Origin of the sequence: Serratia sp. Tan611, assembly GCF_905188235.1 — a bacterium.
Taxonomy (GTDB): domain Bacteria; phylum Pseudomonadota; class Gammaproteobacteria; order Enterobacterales; family Enterobacteriaceae; genus Serratia_B; species Serratia_B rhizosphaerae.
Genome location: NZ_LR994655.1, coordinates 3,993,657 through 4,009,628 on the forward strand (window position 1 = coordinate 3,993,657; position 15,972 = coordinate 4,009,628).

Annotated in this window: 14 protein-coding genes and 1 other RNA gene; 4 read left to right on the forward strand and 11 right to left on the reverse strand. The window is 61.7% G+C overall.

Annotated elements, in window-relative coordinates; all coding sequences use genetic code 11:
- Window positions 1-23: 23 nt before the first annotated feature.
- Genes TAN611_RS18845 through TAN611_RS18860 form a run of 4 tightly spaced genes read right to left on the reverse strand, consistent with a single transcriptional unit; the run spans window position 24 to window position 4,100 of the window.
- Window positions 24-1,343, reverse strand: a complete 1,320-nt coding sequence (locus TAN611_RS18845) for an MFS transporter (protein ID WP_105232399.1) — start codon at window positions 1,341-1,343, stop codon at window positions 24-26.
- Window positions 1,340-1,993 carry a DUF4286 family protein gene (locus TAN611_RS18850; RefSeq protein ID WP_203066869.1) on the reverse strand — a complete coding sequence of 218 codons (654 nt, stop codon included), beginning with the start codon at window positions 1,991-1,993 and terminating at the stop codon, window positions 1,340-1,342. The genes TAN611_RS18845 and TAN611_RS18850 overlap by 4 nt, the downstream gene beginning before the upstream one ends.
- Before the next feature lie 47 nt (window positions 1,994-2,040).
- The gene (locus TAN611_RS18855; protein ID WP_203066870.1) at window positions 2,041-3,390 is read right to left on the reverse strand and encodes an amidase; all 1,350 of its coding nucleotides are present in this window, start codon (window positions 3,388-3,390) and stop codon (window positions 2,041-2,043) included.
- Window positions 3,390-4,100 carry a DUF2848 domain-containing protein gene (locus tag TAN611_RS18860; RefSeq protein WP_105232402.1) on the reverse strand — a complete coding sequence of 237 codons (711 nt, stop codon included), beginning with the start codon at window positions 4,098-4,100 and terminating at the stop codon, window positions 3,390-3,392. The genes TAN611_RS18855 and TAN611_RS18860 overlap by 1 nt, the downstream gene beginning before the upstream one ends.
- A 126-nt stretch (window positions 4,101-4,226) precedes the next feature.
- Between TAN611_RS18860 and TAN611_RS18865 the strand changes: the two genes are divergently transcribed.
- On the forward strand, window positions 4,227-4,907 hold the full coding sequence (locus tag TAN611_RS18865; RefSeq protein ID WP_105232403.1) for a GntR family transcriptional regulator: 681 nt from the start codon (window positions 4,227-4,229) through the stop codon (window positions 4,905-4,907).
- A 151-nt stretch (window positions 4,908-5,058) separates the two neighbouring features.
- On the opposite strand, the gene gcvP is transcribed toward TAN611_RS18865, so the two are convergent.
- From gcvP to TAN611_RS18900, 7 genes are all read right to left on the reverse strand, one after another.
- Window positions 5,059-7,938: an aminomethyl-transferring glycine dehydrogenase gene (gene gcvP / locus TAN611_RS18870; RefSeq protein WP_187044169.1), complete on the reverse strand. Its 2,880-nt coding sequence runs from the start codon at window positions 7,936-7,938 to the stop codon at window positions 5,059-5,061.
- Window positions 7,939-8,029: 91 nt separating this feature from the next.
- On the reverse strand, window positions 8,030-8,416 hold the full coding sequence (gcvH, locus tag TAN611_RS18875; RefSeq protein ID WP_105232405.1) for a glycine cleavage system protein GcvH: 387 nt from the start codon (window positions 8,414-8,416) through the stop codon (window positions 8,030-8,032).
- Window positions 8,417-8,447: 31 nt separating this feature from the next.
- A complete protein-coding gene (gene gcvT / locus TAN611_RS18880) occupies window positions 8,448-9,545 on the reverse strand; it encodes a glycine cleavage system aminomethyltransferase GcvT (protein ID WP_203066871.1) in 1,098 nt (365 codons plus the stop codon).
- 503 nt (window positions 9,546-10,048) lie between these two features.
- Window positions 10,049-11,248: an FAD-dependent 2-octaprenylphenol hydroxylase gene (gene ubiI, locus TAN611_RS18885; RefSeq protein WP_105232407.1), complete on the reverse strand. Its 1,200-nt coding sequence runs from the start codon at window positions 11,246-11,248 to the stop codon at window positions 10,049-10,051.
- A 58-nt stretch (window positions 11,249-11,306) separates the two neighbouring features.
- On the reverse strand, window positions 11,307-12,485 hold the full coding sequence (ubiH, locus tag TAN611_RS18890) for a 2-octaprenyl-6-methoxyphenyl hydroxylase (RefSeq protein ID WP_203066872.1): 1,179 nt from the start codon (window positions 12,483-12,485) through the stop codon (window positions 11,307-11,309).
- A gap of 1 nt (window position 12,486) precedes the next feature.
- Complete coding sequence (gene pepP, locus TAN611_RS18895; RefSeq protein WP_203066873.1) at window positions 12,487-13,800, reverse strand: Xaa-Pro aminopeptidase; 1,314 nt, start codon at window positions 13,798-13,800, stop codon at window positions 12,487-12,489.
- 50 nt (window positions 13,801-13,850) lie between these two features.
- The gene (locus TAN611_RS18900; RefSeq protein WP_105232410.1) at window positions 13,851-14,429 is read right to left on the reverse strand and encodes a YecA family protein; all 579 of its coding nucleotides are present in this window, start codon (window positions 14,427-14,429) and stop codon (window positions 13,851-13,853) included.
- 321 nt (window positions 14,430-14,750) lie between these two features.
- On the opposite strand from TAN611_RS18900, the gene zapA reads away from it, so the two are divergent.
- From zapA to TAN611_RS18915, 3 genes are all read left to right on the forward strand, one after another.
- A complete protein-coding gene (zapA, locus tag TAN611_RS18905) occupies window positions 14,751-15,083 on the forward strand; it encodes a cell division protein ZapA (RefSeq protein WP_015673685.1) in 333 nt (110 codons plus the stop codon).
- A 41-nt stretch (window positions 15,084-15,124) separates the two neighbouring features.
- A non-coding RNA gene (gene ssrS / locus TAN611_RS18910) (6S RNA) lies at window positions 15,125-15,306 on the forward strand.
- Window positions 15,307-15,358: 52 nt separating this feature from the next.
- On the forward strand, window positions 15,359-15,967 hold the full coding sequence (locus TAN611_RS18915; RefSeq protein WP_145961169.1) for a 5-formyltetrahydrofolate cyclo-ligase: 609 nt from the start codon (window positions 15,359-15,361) through the stop codon (window positions 15,965-15,967).
- Window positions 15,968-15,972 lie beyond the last annotated feature (5 nt).

Genomic DNA, 15,972 nt, shown 5'->3' on the forward strand with positions numbered 1-15,972 from the left:
GGCCTGTGCGCCCGGCGTCGATGTTACAACGGCTTATGGGCGGTCTCCTTGGCCGCCAACACCGCCCACAGGGTGATCAGCAGCGTCAGGGTCACATAGGCCGAGATCGCCAACGTGCTGTCATACGATTTAAACAGCGATGTGATAATCAGCGGCGCAAAGCCGCCGCCGACAATCCCCGCCAGCGTATAGGCCAGCGACGAGCCGGCATAGCGCACCCGCGTCGGAAACTGTTCGGTGACAAACGCCGCCTGCGGGCCGTACATCGCCGCATGAATCAGCAGTCCCACCACCACCGCCAGACAAATCAGCACCGGCTGCGTGCTGTCCAGCAGCACAAAGAACACAAAGGCCCAGACGATTGCCGCCAGCGCACCGCCGATATACACCGGGCGCCGTCCCAGACGATCGGACAGCGCACCGAACAGCGGCACCGTAATGGCATTGCCCACCGCCCCCAGCATGGTGGCGGCCAGCGCCAGCGGCCGCGGCAGGTTCAGCACCGTAGTGACATAGGTCAGTGTAAACACCACCACCAGCGCGTACAGCACGTCGGAACCGATACGCGAGCCGCCGGCGATCAGCAGCGGGCGTTTATAGTGGCTGAAGACTTCACGCAGCGGCGCGTGCGTCACATCGCGGTTCGCCGCCAGTTGCAGAAACGCCGGCGTCTCGCCCACGCCGCGCCGCAGCCACAGGCCGAACGCCACCAGCGCCAGGCTCAACAGAAAAGGTATGCGCCAGCCCCACTGCTGGAAGTCCTCCGCCGACATCGCCAGCGTCACCACGGTGATAAACCCGGTGCCCACCAGCGTCCCGCAGGAGGGGCCAACCTGGGCAAACGACGCGTTGCGCCCGCGCTGTTGCGGTTTGCCGTGCTCCATCGCCAGCAACACCGCCCCGGCCCACTCGCCGCCCAGCGCAATACCCTGAATAAAGCGCAGCGTCACCAGCAGCAGCGGGCTCCAGATGCCCCAGCTGGCGTAACCAGGCAGCATGCCCATCAGCGCGGTGGTGGCGCCCATGATCAGCAGCGTGGTGACCAGCACAAAGCGTCGGCCGAGCACGTCGCCCAGATGGCCGAACACCATACCGCCGATCGGCCGCGACACATAGCCGACCGCATAGGTGGAAAACGCCAGTATGGTGCCGACCAGCGGGTCGAAGGAAGGGAAGAAAACGTGATTAAAAATCAGCGCCGCCATAATGTTGTAAACGGTGAAATCGTACCATTCCAGCGCGGTGCCGATGGAGCTGGCCGCCGCCAGTTTGCCGGTGTTCGGCGCAGCCTCGCTGCGCGCTGCTGCGCTATCGAGCGGCGTATCGGTGGTTGAAGTGCTCATGATTTCAGCTCCTGTGCGGTAAGTTGCCAGCCAAGGGCGTAACGCAGCACGGCATCTGCGGCGATATTCAACTGCTGACAGGCCAGCGCGTTAAGACGCTCGCCAGCTTCGGCACTACTGCTTTCAATCAGCAGCATCGGTGACAGCGTGCGGTTATCCGGCGCTTCTTTCGGCAGCGGCGTGCTGAGCGCCGCGTCCGGCAGCAGCAGGCTGCTGCAGACAAACCCGGCCTCGGCGGACAGCATTTCCCCCAGTTGGGAAACGCGCGGCGTTAGCACGGCGGCGTCTTCCGCCGGAAACGTTATCACGCCGAGGTGGCTGCCGCAGCCAAAGCCGGTGACCGCCGCCACGGCGCATACCCGCCGCATCGGGTCTACCATTTTATCCAGGCTGGCTACCGACCACGGCGTTTGCCGGGTAAACGCCGCGTGATAGGCCGCAGAGGTAAAGCTGTCGAGCGAGACGGTTTTATACAGGCCCAGGTATTTGCGTCCGCCCTGCAGCGCCTGATAGCGCGCGCCGCTTAAAAAACCGTCGATGCGCACCCGCTCTTCCACGTGTTCACGGTCATACCAGCGATTGAAATCCGCCTCATCCTGCGCGGCGACATCGGTTGCAACAAACAGCATTCCGTTCGGGGTTCCGGTCATGGGACTCTCCTGTTAGCTCATTATGAGGCGGGCGCGCCCGCCGGAAATTACGCGCCGGCCAGACAGCGCTCAACGGACAGCGCCCAGCCCAATAGCGCCTCATCCTGCTGCGCCAGACCGGCGACCATCAGCCCTACCGGCGCTTCGCCCGGCGCTTGAATCGGCAACGACACCGCGCAGCCGTCCAGGAAATTAATGATTGAAGGGTTACGCAGCGCGGCGCCGTTGATCCGGAAGTAGTGCGCCTCATCGGCCTCCAGCTCGGCGATGGTCGGCGCGACAAACGGCACGCTGGGCATCAGCAACGCGTGGTAGCCCTGCAGCGAACCGGCCACCCGCCGCTGCCAGTCGAGCCGCTGCTCCCGCAGCCGGCGGCCGTCCAGTTCGCCCAGCGCCGCACCGCGGCGGATGCGCGACAGCACCCGCGGGTCATAGGCCGCCGCCTGCTCGGTAATCAGCGTCTGGTGCCACTGCCAGGACTCCAGCGCGGTAAAGCCGCCGGCCGCGTTGATCGCCGCCAGTTCGGCAAACTCATCGCAAGGCAGGGCGTCAATCCGCACGCCCGCCTGCACCAGCCGCCGCAGCGCACGCTGAAACGCCGCGGACACCGTCTCGTCCAGTTCATCCATCGCCAGCGTCTGCGGCAGCGCAAAGCGCGCCTGCGCCAACGGCTGGGCGGTCGGCAGCAACGGCTGCCGCGCAATCAGCCCATCCAGCGCGATGCAGTCCGCCAGACCGTGGGCAATCACGCCGACGGAGTCCAGCGACGGCGACAGCGGCTGCACGCCCGTCATGTCGATGCGGCTGGCGCTGGGCTTATAGCCGGTCAGGCCGCAGAACGCCGCCGGAATGCGCACCGAGCCGCCGGTATCGCTGCCAATCGCGCCAAAGCCCATGCCGTCGCTGACCGCCACCGCGGCGCCGGACGAGGAGCCGCCGGGAATTCGCCGCTCCTCCCGCCGCCACGGATTGGCCGGCGTGCCGTAATGCGGGTTAATGCCCAGGCCGGAGTAGGCGAATTCAGTCATATTGGTTTTGCCGATCACCACCGCGCCGCCCTGCAGCAGCCGCGCCACCACCGCCGCATGACGCTGCGCCGCCGGCGCCTGCATCAGCGTCCGTGAGCCGCCGGTAGTGACCTCGCCCTCCACGTCAAACAGGTCTTTAACCGACACCGGCACGCCGTCCAGCGCAGAGAGAGGCTGCCCGGCCGCACGCCGGCGGTCGGCGTCCTGCGCCTGTCGCCGCGCCCAGTCGTGATACACGCGGATAAACGCTCGCGCCCCTTCCCCCTGCGGGTCGTCAATTCGCGCCAGCGCGTCGGCGGTCAGCCGTTCAGAAGTGATATCGCCGCTGGCGAGTGCGGCGGCGGCCTGTCGTAATGTCCAGTTTTCCATCACGCCACCACCGGTAATTCAACGCTGCGATAAGCGTGACTGATGGTGCGACCCAGCACTTCGTCCACCAGCTCCATACGAAACTCCGCCGCCGGACGGATGCCGCCGATCGCCGCCAGGGTGCCGCAGGTCATCGCCAGCCCTTCCGGCGGTTGCGGCATTGTCAGACACTCCGGCGTCTGCACACCGCCCAGATAACGTTCGAGCAAGTCCCCCGGCGTGCGCAGGCCGGCCAACGTGCCTTGCTGGTAAAGACGAAACTCCCCCTCCTCGCGGATCCAGGAACGCAGAATCAGGCTGTCCCAGTGCGGCGCCACCTCATGCAGCGGCCAGGCCGCAGAGGCAACCGGCTTGACGCACAGCTGCTTCGACAGCGCGACGCTGTGCGCCTCCAGCTGACGGTCGGTGTGATCGGAAGCCAGCGACACATACAGCTCGCCGCGGTGGGTGAAGATCAGCGGTTCGGCTTCGCCGGAGCTGGCGCCGCCGACCACCTCAACGCTGTCGCACTGGCTAAGCTGATTGGCCGCCACGCGATAAAACAGCGGAATTGCACTCGGCTGGGGCACGCCCAGCTCCGCCAGTTCCCTGATATGGTGCAAAATGGCCTCATGGTCGCGCCCGGTCCAGCCGGCGATCACCAGATGATCGATCGCCACATTCAGCGCCTCAGCCCCCGCCGAATCAGGTAAAGTGAAGGTTAGTTGCATGGCATCTGTTTCCTTGGTGTTAAATTCCAGTGAAATTTCACTATATCTTCAGTTGCTAAATAAGCGATTTCCGTGCCATGTTTTTGTGTACTATGTCTAAAAACTTTCTGGTTGCAGGAGCAAAGTGTGAAGACCGTTGACGCAGAGCGCCGGGAACTCCCGACGGTAGAGGAAGCCGGCCTGTCGCAGAACGAACTGGCCTACCGACGCTTTAAACAGGCACTGGTGACGCTGAGCTATAAGCCCGGCGAGTACCTGAATACGGCGCAGGTGATGGACGATCTGGCGATGGGGCGCACGCCGATCAATCAGGCGATCCACCGGCTGGCGAATGAAGGGTTGCTGCAGGTGATCCCGCGTAAAGGCGTGATGGTGGCACCGCTGTCGATCGACGATGCGCTGGAGCTGATTGACGTGCGGCTGGCCAATGAACTGCTGTGTATGCGGCTGGCCAGCAAGCGCGCCAGCGCACCGCAGATCGCCAGCCTGGAGGCCATCAACCAGCAGATTGAAGCCGCCTGCCAGGCGCGCGATCGGGTGCGCATGATGACGCTGGATCATGAGTTCCATCAGGCGCTGGCGCAGATCGCCGGCAACGCCATGCTGGCGGACATTCTCAGCGTGCTGCACGCACGCGCCCAGCGCTTCTGGGCGACCTCGCTGTCCCGGCAGGGCCATATGCAGGAAGTGATCGACGAACACCGGGCGATTATCGCCGCGCTGGCGCAGCAGGATGCGGACGCGGCGGAAAGCGCGGCGCAGGCGCATATCCTCTCCTTCCGTAGCGCGCTGTTGCACGATGCATAACGGTTTGCCGGGCGGTGATGCCGGCTGCTCGCCGAACTGTTCGCCCGCACCCCCGAGGATATTCACCTGCTCTGCGGCTGTTAAGCCGTCGCAATAAAAAAGGGACACGGCATAATGCGGTGTCCCTTGATGTTCAGCGTTCGCTTATGCGTTATTGATATTCGCCGATTGGCACGCAGGAGCAGAACAGGTTGCGGTCGCCGTAAACGTCATCCAGACGCTTCACGGTCGGCCAGTACTTGTTCTCACGCACCGCAGCGGACGGGAATACCGCCAGCTCGCGGCTGTAGGCGTGCTGCCAGTCGCCCACCAGCTCGGCCTGCACGTGCGGCGCATTCACCAGCGGGTTATCGTCCAGCGGCCATGCCCCCTGCTTCACGCTCTCCATCTCTGCGCGAATCGACAGCAGCGCCTCGATAAAGCGGTCCAGCTCAACCTTACTTTCTGACTCCGTCGGCTCAACCATCAGCGTGCCCGCTACCGGGAACGACATGGTCGGCGCATGGAAGCCGTAATCGATCAGGCGCTTGGCGATATCCATCTCGCTGATGCCGGTTTCCTCTTTCAGCGGACGAATATCCAGAATACATTCGTGCGCCACGCGGTGGTCGCGGCCGGTGTACAGAATCGGATAGGCATCCTTCAGGCGGGTGGCGATGTAGTTGGCATTAAGGATAGCCACCTGGCTGGCCTGCTTCAGGCCTTCCGCCCCCATCATGCGGATGTACATCCAGCTGATCGGCAGAATCGACGCGCTGCCGAACGGCGCGGCGGACACCGCGCCCTGCTGGGTGGTTACGCCGTCAATCTGCACCACGCTGTGGCCGGGCACAAACGGCGCCAGATGCGCTTTCACGCCGATCGGCCCCATACCCGGGCCGCCGCCGCCGTGCGGAATACAGAAGGTTTTATGCAGGTTGAGGTGAGAAACGTCCGCACCGATGTAGCCCGGCGTGGTGATGCCGACCTGCGCGTTCATGTTGGCGCCGTCCAGATACACCTGACCGCCGAACTGATGCACGATCTGGCACACTTCGCGGATGGTTTCTTCATAGACGCCGTGGGTGGACGGATAGGTCACCATAATGCATGACAGCTCCGCTCCTGCCTGTTCGGCCTTGACGCGCAGATCGTGCAGATCGATATTGCCATTCTTGTCGCAGGCCACCACCACCACGCTCATGCCCGCCATCTGGGCGGAAGCCGGGTTGGTGCCGTGCGCCGAGCTTGGGATCAGGCACACGTGACGCCCCGCTTCATTGCGGCTTTCGTGATAACGGCGAATCGCCAGCAGGCCGGCATATTCCCCCTGCGCGCCGGAGTTCGGCTGCATGCAGACCGCGTCATAGCCGGTCAACTGCACCAGCCACTGGGACAGCTGACCGATCATCACCTGGTAGCCGGTCGCCTGCTCAGGCGGACAGAACGGGTGCATATCGGAGAACTCCGGCCAGGTGATCGGAATCATTTCCGCCGCGGCGTTCAGCTTCATGGTGCAGGAACCCAGCGGGATCATCGCCTGGTTCAGTGCCAGATCCTTACGCTCCAGACGATGCATATAGCGCATCATTTCGGTTTCGCTGTGGTAGCTGTTGAACACCGGGTGGGTCAGGATCGCTTCCTGACGAAGCATCGCCGCCGGAATGGAGGCGCTTGCCGCGCTGACCGCCGCATCCAGCGCATCGATGTCCAGCCCGTGGCCGTCGCCGGCCAGCACCGCAAACAGGGTTTGCACGTCTTCACGTGAGGTGGCCTCATCCAGCGTGATGCCGACCGCGCCGTGAATATCGGTGCGCAGGTTCAGGCCGAAGCTCAGGGCGCGATCCAGCACCGCCGCCTTGTCTTTCACCTCTACCGTCAGGGTGTCGAACCAGCTGTTGTGACGCAGTTGCAGGCCGGCCTGCTGCAGCCCGGCCGCCAGAATATCGGTCAGGCGGTGGATACGTTCGGCAATGCGCTTCAGGCCCTGCGGCCCGTGGTACACCGCATACAGGCTGGCGATATTGGCCAGCAGCACCTGCGAGGTACAAATATTGGAGTTGGCCTTTTCACGACGGATATGCTGTTCGCGGGTTTGCATCGCCATACGCAGCGCGGTATTGCCGGCAACGTCGCGGGAAACACCGATGATACGGCCCGGCATCGAACGCTTGAATTCATCACGGCAGGCAAAGAAGGCCGCGTGCGGGCCGCCATAGCCCATCGGCACACCGAAGCGCTGCGCGGAGCCGAACACCACGTCGGCGCCCTGCTTACCCGGCGCGGTCAGCAGCACCAGCGCCATAAAGTCGGCCGCCACGCTGGTGATGATTTTGCGGGATTTCAGTTCGGCCAGCAGCGCGCCGTAGTCGTGCAGCTCGCCGGTGGTGCCCACCTGCTGCAGCAGCACGCCGAACACTCCTTCCAGCTCCAGCACTTTTTCCGCTTTATCGACGATCACCTCAAAGTTGAAGGTTTCGGCGCGGGTACGCACCACGTCCAGCGTCTGCGGGTGCACATCGTCGGCGACGAAGAAACGGTTGGCGCCTTTCAGCTTGCTGGCGCGCTTGGCCAGCGCCATTGCTTCGGCGGCGGCGGTAGCCTCATCCAGCAGCGAGGCGGAGGCCAGATCCAGCCCGGTCAGATCGAGCGTCACGGTCTGGAAGTTCAGCAGCGCTTCCAGACGGCCCTGCGACACTTCCGGCTGATACGGCGTATAGGCGGTGTACCAGCCCGGATTTTCCAGCATGTTGCGCAGGATCACCGGCGGCGTCAGCACCGAGCTGTAGCCCATGCCGATATAGGATTTGTAGCGCTGGTTCTGGCCGGCGATCGCCTTCAGTTCGGCCAGCGCCTGATGTTCAGTCACCGCATCGCCAACCGGCGGCGGCCCCGGCAGCTGAATATCTGCCGGCACAATCTGTTGGATCAGCGCGCTGAGCGAGCGGGCGCCCACCGCCTCCAGCATCTCTTGCTGTTGCTGTGCAGAAGAGCCGATATGGCGTTCAATGAACGCTTCGCTGTGTTCAAGTTGGCTGAGTGTCTGAGTCATTGCGACAAATTCCTGAATGCTTACGTGGTACGGGATGTAGCCTTAATAACTAAAACGCCCCGACGCGTCAGCGTGCGGGGCGTGGTAACCATTACTCTTCGATAGACGCCTGATAACCGGCGGCATCGAGCAGCTTGCCGAGCTCCGCTTCGTCAGAGGCCTTGATGCGGAACAGCCAGCCGTCAGCGTAAGGATCGCTGTTGACCAGCTCCGGCGAGCCGTCCAGCTCTTCATTCACCGCGATGATTTCACCGCTGATTGGCGCATAGATGTCGGACGCGGCTTTCACCGACTCCGCCACCGCGCAGTCGTCGCCGGCGGCAACGGTGGCGCCGACTTCCGGCAGATCGACAAATACCATATCGCCCAGCAGTTCCTGCGCGTGTTCGGTGATACCCACCACATATTCGCCATTGCCTTCGCTACGCACCCACTCGTGAGAGGTGGCGTATTTCAGTTCAGTTGGTACATTGCTCATCGCCCGCGGCTCCTTCAAATAAAATCAATCATTAATCAATCAGTGACTTACCGGCACGTACAAAACCGGGCTTGGTGACCTTCACCGGCATTTCACGGTTGCGGATCTGCACGATGGCCTGGTCGCCGATGCCGGCCGGCACCCGCGCCAGCGCGATGCTGAAGCCCAGCGTCGGCGAGAACGACCCGCTGGTGATCGCCCCTTCGTGCGTCTGGCCCGCTTCATCGGTGAAACGCACCGGTAGCTCATTACGTAATACGCCCTTTTCCGTCATCACCAATCCGACCAGCTGTTCGGTGCCCAGCTCGCGCTGCTGCTCCAGCGCATCGCGGCCGATGAACTGACGGTCCTGCGGCTCCCAGGCGATGGTCCAGCCCATATTGGCCGCCAGCGGCGATACGCCTTCATCCATCTCCTGACCATAAAGGTTCATTCCGGCTTCCAGACGCAGCGTATCGCGCGCGCCGAGGCCGGCCGGCTTCACGCCCGCCGCCAGCAGGCGCTGCCAGAAGTCGGCCGCCTGCTCTGTCGGCAAGGCGATTTCATAGCCGGCCTCGCCGGTATAGCCGGTAGTGGCGATAAACAGCTCGCCGGCCTGTACGCCGAAGAACAGTTTCATACCGGCCACCGCCTGCTGTTGTTCCGAATTGAACAAAATGGCCGCGCGCTCTTTAGCCTGCGGCCCCTGCACCGCGATCAGCGCCAGGTCGTCGCGCACTTGCAGCTCTACGCCGTACGGCGCGGCATGCTGTTCAATCCACGCCAGGTCTTTGTCGCGCGTGGCGGAGTTAACCACCAGGCGGAAATAGTCTTCCGTCAGGAAGTAAACAATCAGATCGTCAATCACGCCGCCGGAAGCGTTCAGCATGCCGGTATACAGCGCCTTGCCGGGCTGGGTCAGTTTGGCGACGTCATTCGCCAGCAGATAGCGCAGGAACTCCCGGGTGCGGGCGCCGTGCAAATCGACAATAGTCATGTGGGAGACATCGAACATGCCGGCGTCCTGACGCACGGCGTGATGCTCATCAATCTGCGAGCCATAATGCAGCGGCATCATCCAACCATGAAAATCGACCATGCGAGCGCCGCATGCCACGTGCTGCTCATACAGTGGAGTTTGCTTTGCCATCTTATCCCTCTTTCCACAATGTCCCCGTCATCATGCCGGCCGCATGGCGGCTGGCGGAATACATTCCGGGGTTGAAATGCCGTGCGAAACCGTGGCGAAAAAAGGCGCCCATCAGCACGACGCAAACGATACCCTTTACCCGAACTTATCACCGAACGTCGTTTTTAACCATAAGTTAAAATAGGCTCAGCGCGGTGCGCGGGAGGAAAAATGTCGCGTTAGTGTGCAGAGTTTTTCACTGGAAAAATGCGTCTTAAGGCACAAAATTAACAATTAAAGCGGCAAATGTCCGATGTTATATAACAAACACGCTGTAAGAGAAGGAGTTATAGCCTTTGCCTTTTTTACATCGGATTATAAAAACTAATGGGTTATCGGGCGTTAAATTAGATTATTTCAAATGAAGGGTAATATAAGGAAAATTGATGACTGAAGGCCTAAAAAAACAGGGGCGCCGTGATAGCGCCCCCTGATGCTAAATAAGATACCGCGCGTCGGCAGCCTTACGTCAGCCACTCCGGCAGGTCATTCAGCCCCATCGCCTGACGCACCAGCTTCGGCTTGACGCCCGGCAGGCTGTCGGCCAGCCGCAGGCCGACATCGCGCAGCAGCTTCTTGGCCGGATTGTTGCCGTCAAACAGTTCGCGGAAACCCTGCATGCTGGCCAGCATCACCGCCGCACCGTGCTTGCGGCGGCGCTCATAGCGCCGCAGATACAGGTGCTGGCCGATATCCTTGCCCTGCCGCTGCAGGCGCTTCAGTTCAGCGATCAGCTCCGCGGCGTCCATAAAGCCCAGGTTGACGCCCTGCCCGGCCAGCGGGTGTACGGTATGCGCCGCATCCCCTACCAGCGCCAGACGATGGCCGGCAAAGCTGCGGGCGTAGCGTCCGGTCAGCGGGAAGGTCAGCCGTTCGCTTTCCAGCGTACAGCGCCCCAGACGCATATCGAAGGTCATGCTCAGTTCGCGGTTAAACGCCTCCGGCGACAGCTGGCTGAGCCGTTCGGCCTCCTCCGGCGCCACCGACCAGACGATCGAGCACAGGTGTGGGTCGCCAAACGGCAGGAAGGCCAGAATGCCGTCGCCGTGAAACACCTGACGCGCCGTAGCCTGATGCGGCTCTTCGGTACGAATCGTGGCGACCAACGCGCTGTGGCGGTAATCCCAGAAGGTCAACGGAATATCGGCGTGCTGACGCAGCCAGGAGTTGGCGCCGTCCGCGCCCACCACCAGACGTGCGCTGAGCATGCGGCCGTCCTCCAGCGTGATAAAGGCGTCGTTCTCACCCCAGGCGACCTGTTTTAACGCCGCCGGCGTCAGCAGCGTGACGTCCGACAGCGTCTGCGCCTTGCGCCACAGCGCCTGCTGGATCACGTTGTTTTCAACAATGTGGCCCAGATGGCTGAAGCCGCACTCATCGCCGCGGAAGGCGATTTTACCGAAGCTGTCGCGGTCCCACACTTCCATCGCATTGTAGGCGCTGGCGCGCAGCTGCAGAATATCGTCCCAGACGCCAATCTGTTGCAGCAGGCGCTCGCTGGCCGCATTAATGGCGGAAACGCGCAGCGCCAGCTGCTCCGGAACGCCCTGCTCCGGCTGCCGGTGCTCCAGCACCGCCACGCGCAGGCCGCTGCCCTGCAGGCCGCAGGCCAGCGCCAGTCCCACCATACCGCCGCCGGCGATAACCACATCGAATGATTGCATGCTGCTTAATTCCTTAAAAACGCCTTAAATAACGGGGAGCGACATCGCGGCCATCGGCCTAGCGCTCGACCCAGCCCAGGGTGCGTTTGGCAAAGGCATCGCGCACCACGGGCAAATGTTCCATCGCCATCAGGCCCAGATTACGCCCAACCACCAGCGGCGCATAGCGGTTGGCGAATAATTTGATCAGGCCGTCGGTCACGCCGATGGTTGCCTGCTGGTCCTGCTGCCGCCGCTGCTGATAGCGGCCAAGCACCGCGTAGGCACCGAGATCCTCGCCGGCCTGCGACGCTTCCGCCACGGTTTCCGCCAGCGACATCACGTCGCGCAGCCCCAGGTTGAAGCCCTGCCCGGCGATCGGGTGCAGCGTCTGCGCCGCATTGCCCACCAGCGCCAGACGGTGGGAAACGTGCTGCTGCGCGGTCAACAGACTCAGCGGATAGCTGTGGCGCCTGCCGACCTGCAGCATCCGCCCCAGCCGCCAACCGAACGCCTGCTGCAGCTCCTGCAGAAAACGCGCGTCGTCCCAGCCGTCCACCCGTTCACGATCGTCGCGGTCGTGACACCAGACCAGAGAGCTGCGCCCCTGCGACATCGGCAGCAACGCCAGCGGCCCGTGGCGGGTAAAGCGCTCAAAAGCGCGGCCCTGCGGGTCCTGCTCGCTGGTCACATTAGCGATAGTGGCGAACTGCGGGTAGTCCTGCTGCCGCCACTGCACGTTGCAGGCGCGCGCCAGCGCGGAACGCGAACCGTCCGCCGCAACCATCAACTGGCCGCTCAGGCGCTGCCCGTTATCCAACAGCACCTCGGCCTGCTCGCGGCTGCGCGTCACATCGATCACTTTGGCCGGACAGTGCAGCATCACGCCCGGCGCGTTTTCCAGCAGGGCAAACAGCCGCTGGCCGGCGTCGTACAGTTCGATCACCTGCCCCAACGCCTCGACCTGATAGTCCTGCGCCGACAGATTGACGAAGCCGGCGTGGCCGCGATCGCTGACGTGCACCTGCGAGATCGGCGTCGCGCAGTCGCGCAGCGCAGGCCAGACGCCGATGCGGCTGAGCTGCTGACAGGTGCCCTGCGCCAGCGCAATGGCGCGCGCGTCAAATCCCGGATGCATCCGGTCGCCCGGCCGCGTGGCCTCAACCACGTCAATGCGCACCCGGCCCTGCGTCAGCGACGACAGCGCTAACGCCAGCGTCGCTCCGGCCATCCCGCCGCCAACGATAATTACGCTCATCTTATCTTGCCGCCGCCATCAACGCTTCAATCGCATCGGCGTCTTTCACTACGCTGGCGGTCAGGTTCTCGTTGCCGTCCGGCGTAATCAGGATATCGTCCTCAATACGGATGCCGATGCCGCGATAGGCTTCCGGCACGTCGGCATCCGGCGCGATATACAGCCCCGGCTCCACCGTCAGCACCATGCCCGGCTCCAGCACCCGGTCGCGGTTTGGCGAACCGTAATGACCGACGTCGTGCACATCCAGCCCCAGCCAGTGGCTCAGGCCATGCATAAAGAACTGGCGGTGCGCCTGTTCGGCAATCAGCTGTTCAACCTCGCCTTTCATCACGCCCAGCTCCACCAGACCGGTGACCATAATGCGCACCACTTCCGCATTCACTTCGCCGATGCTGGTGCCCGGCCGGAACAGCGCCAGCGCCTTGTTGAGAGACGCCAGCACAATGTCGTACACCGCCCGCTGCGGCGCGCTGAATTTGCCGTTGACCGGGAAAGTGCGGGTAATATCGCCCGCATAGCCCTGATATTCACAGCCGGCGTCGATCAGCACCAGATCGCCGTCGCGCATCTCACTTTCATTTTCGGTGTAATGCAAAATGCAGCCATTTTCACCGCTGCCAACGATGGTGTTATACGACGGGTAGCGGGCGCCGAGGCGGGTAAACTCGTGATGAATCTCCGCCTCCAGCTGATATTCGAACATGCCCGGCCGGCACTTTTCCATCGCGCGGGTGTGCGCCAGCGCGCTGATTTCCCCGGCGCGGCGCATTACCGCCAGCTCTTCGGCCGATTTAAACAGCCGCATGTCATGCAGCCACGGCCGCCAGTCGGTGACGGTGGCCGGCGCCTGGAAGTTCTGGCGAAAGCCCTTGCGCAGCTTATCCAGCGCGGCGTAGAGGATCCGGTCCGCATAGGCATATTCGCCCTGCGCGTGATACACCACATCCAGGCCGTTAAGCAGCAGATGCAGCTGTTCATCGATTTCATCAAACGGCAGCGCACGATCGACACCCAGCCTTACGGGCGCCGCTTCCTGCCCCAGACGACGGCCAAACCAGATTTCAGCCGTCAGATCGCGCACCCGGTTGAACAATACGCTATGACTGTGCGTTTCATCGCTCTTGATCAGAATCAACACCGCTTCCGGCTCGTTAAAACCGGTCAGATACCAAAAATCACTGTTCTGGCGGTAAGGATATTCTGAATCTGCACTGCGCGTTGCTTCCGGCGCGGCAAAGATCACCGCCGCGCTGCCCGGCGCCATTTTCGCCAACAGCGCCTGGCGGCGGTTCTGAAATTCCTGCTGAGTCATGTCCTTCTCCTGAAATCAAGTCGGCCGAAGCGCACGGTCGATACAAATCTTTAGTGCAATGTAGGTTTGACGTTTTCCACCGCGGTCGGTTTACGGCGGTTGAATTCGTTATAGCAGAGGATTGCCGCCATACGGACGTATTCCGCTACTTCTTCCAGCGACTGCTCCAGCTCTTCCTGGTCTTCGTCTTCGTCGTAGCCCAGCTGCGCGATGCTGCGCAGATCGTCAATGGCTTCGCCAACCTCGTCTTTCACCTGCGCCAGCTTCGGCTGCATCATGCCGAGGCCCAGCAGGAAGTGATTGACCCAGCCGGACAGAGCATCAGCGCGTTCGAACACCGTGACCGCCTCGCCTTCGGGCAGCATCAGCTGGAACATAAATTCATCATCGCTCAGCGTCTCATGAATCAGATCATACACCTGCTGCAGCGGCTGGCTCAGCGCCTGAGGGAACGCCACACCTTCATTGGTCAGGTCGTGCACCAGCGTGCGCCAGCTGGCGTCATTGTTGCCGCCGCACAGCAAACCGCTGATTAAACCGTGCATTTCAGCGGCGGTGAGCGCCACCGCCTGCTGGTTCAGGGCGGCGGACAAGGTGAAGTAATTTGGGTATGTATTCTGTATAGACATGCGTATTCGTCATCGTTGGCAGGATAAGTTCGTGTTATGCTACCACCAAGGCTCGTGGTTACACCAGATAAGCACGCCCCTTCAGTGGTTGGTGACAATCCGTCTGTGGTCAGGGTTGGCCGGGATAACGACAGCGTTCGCAGCGGCCTGGCTATTTTTTTGACTGCCGGCGCGACGCACAGTAGATTATCATCAGGTTACTGAATAACCACGGGATAAAACGCCGTGTTTTAAGGGGTTGTATCTTGGTACCGAGGTATATATAGTGGCGCCCCGCTTCGATAGACCGGAGCCGGCGCGAAATTTAGGCAGGAAGGTGGCATGTCTGCACAACCAGTAGATATTCAAATTTTTGGCCGTTCGTTAAGGGTTAATTGCCCGCCAGAACAACAAGATGCGTTGAACATGGCGGCGGACGATCTTAACCAGCGGTTGCAAGATCTCAAAGTTCGCACTAGAGTCACAAATACTGAACAGCTGGTTTTCATTGCCGCGTTGAATGTTTGTCACGAACTCGCACAAGAACGCTTGAAAACTCGTGATTATGCGGCCAATATGGAACAGCGCATCCGTATGCTGCAACAGACCATTGAACAGGCGCTGCTTGAGCAAGGTCGCATCTCTGACCGTCAGGATGATGCACAATTCGAATAACATAACTTGCTGAACGCTAACGGTTCGGCAATGAGTACAAAATTTCTCTGAGATGTTTGCCAGCGGGCCAGTCCCCTGAGCCGATATTTAGTACAAACAGAATGTATTGCTCCGCGATCGGTGAGCATGCTCGCTTGTCGAGAAGCCTTAAGATTGCGACGGTACGTTCACCTTGAACCTCGGGTTCAAGGGTTACAGCCTGCGACGGCATCTCGGAGATTCCCCCTTTCATCAGGTTTACGCGGCCTTTAACGCGCTATGCGATCATGCCCATGATGCATTACCAACCTCAGTTCGCCAAACAGCGGCAAGACATCCGTCAGCAAATCCGTCAGCGACGCCGTGCGCTTTCCGCGCAGCAACAGCATACTTTCGCCCGGCAAACCGCCGAACGCATCGCTTCTCATCCGCGTATTATTGCGGCCGACAGCGTGGCGGCGTTTCTTTCCTTTGACGGCGAACTGGATACCCGCCCGTTAATCGAGCGTCTGTGGCATATGGGCAAACAGGTTTATCTGCCGGTGCTGCACCCGTTCAGCGCGGGCAACCTGCTGTTTTTACACTACCACCCCGACAGCGTGCTGCGCCCCAACCGTTTTAACATCCTCGAACCCGAACTGGACGTGCGCAACGTGTTGCCGACCTCACAGCTGGCGGTCATTCTGGCGCCGCTGGTCGCGTTCGACAGCCAGGGGCAGCGTCTGGGCATGGGCGGTGGTTTCTATGACCGCACGCTGCAACAGTGGCAGCACGGCGGCCCTTATCCGATAGGGCTGGCGCACGACTGCCAGCAGGTGGACGGCATCCCGACCGAACACTGGGATATCCCGCTGCCGGAAATCGTCACCCCTTCCAAAGTCTGGGCCTGGCAAATCGCCCAATAGCAAAA